The 631-nt window shown below is 64.7% G+C and carries 3 tRNA genes; all 3 read left to right on the top strand.

Annotation, left to right across the window (positions count from 1 at the left end):
• Positions 1–341 precede the first annotated feature (341 nt).
• Positions 342–414 (top strand) — tRNA-Gly (locus tag R1101_RS0125100).
• Positions 415–439: 25 nt separating this feature from the next.
• Positions 440–510, top strand: a tRNA-Cys gene (locus tag R1101_RS0125095).
• Between the two features lies 1 nt (position 511).
• Positions 512–586 (top strand) — tRNA-Val (locus R1101_RS0125090).
• Positions 587–631: the final 45 nt, after the last annotated feature.

The raw sequence follows: 631 nt of genomic DNA, 5'->3' as shown, positions 1-631 counted from the left end.
AGCGGCTCGAACGAGATGGAACACTAACACGCTCCCGCCATGAAGACGAATCGCCTGGTCGCAGCGTTTCCGGCCACAGTCCCGCTCGCGTGCACGCGAGCGGGATGTCGGCCCTCGGATACCGGAGGGGGTCGGACGGACCGTCCCCGGTCCGAGACGCCGAGAGGGCGCGACAGCCGGCCCCGGAGCCCCGGCGACGCCCGCCGAAGGGGTCATCGGCCGGTCGCCTTCGCGGAATCTGCCGGTTTTCTGCCGTTGACCTGCGGATTTGTGCGTTTCGTAGATGCTCGGCTACTGTTTTGAACCGCACCACGGAGAGCACGACGCCGAGCGGTGCGAATGCGGATGTAGCGCAGCTGGTAGCGCATCACCTTGCCAAGGTGAGGGTCGCGGGTTCGAATCCCGTCATCCGCTCGAGAGGTTGGACTCGACCTTTTACGGTGGAGTGGCCGAGTGGTGAGGCAACGGCCTGCAAAGCCGTGCACACGGGTTCGATTCCCGTCTCCACCTCGCGCGATTAGCTCAGCGGGAGAGCGCTTCCCTGACACGGAAGAGGTCACTGGTTCAATCCCAGTATCGCGCACCAGGTTCGACCAGCACGTGGGTCGATCCGGTTCACCGAAAGAACGTG

Source organism: Rhodococcus sp. R1101, from assembly GCF_000278445.1.
GTDB lineage: Bacteria > Actinomycetota > Actinomycetes > Mycobacteriales > Mycobacteriaceae > Rhodococcus > Rhodococcus gordoniae.
The sequence above is the reverse complement of the archived record's forward strand: the minus strand, read 5'-3'. Positions and strand labels throughout refer to the sequence as shown.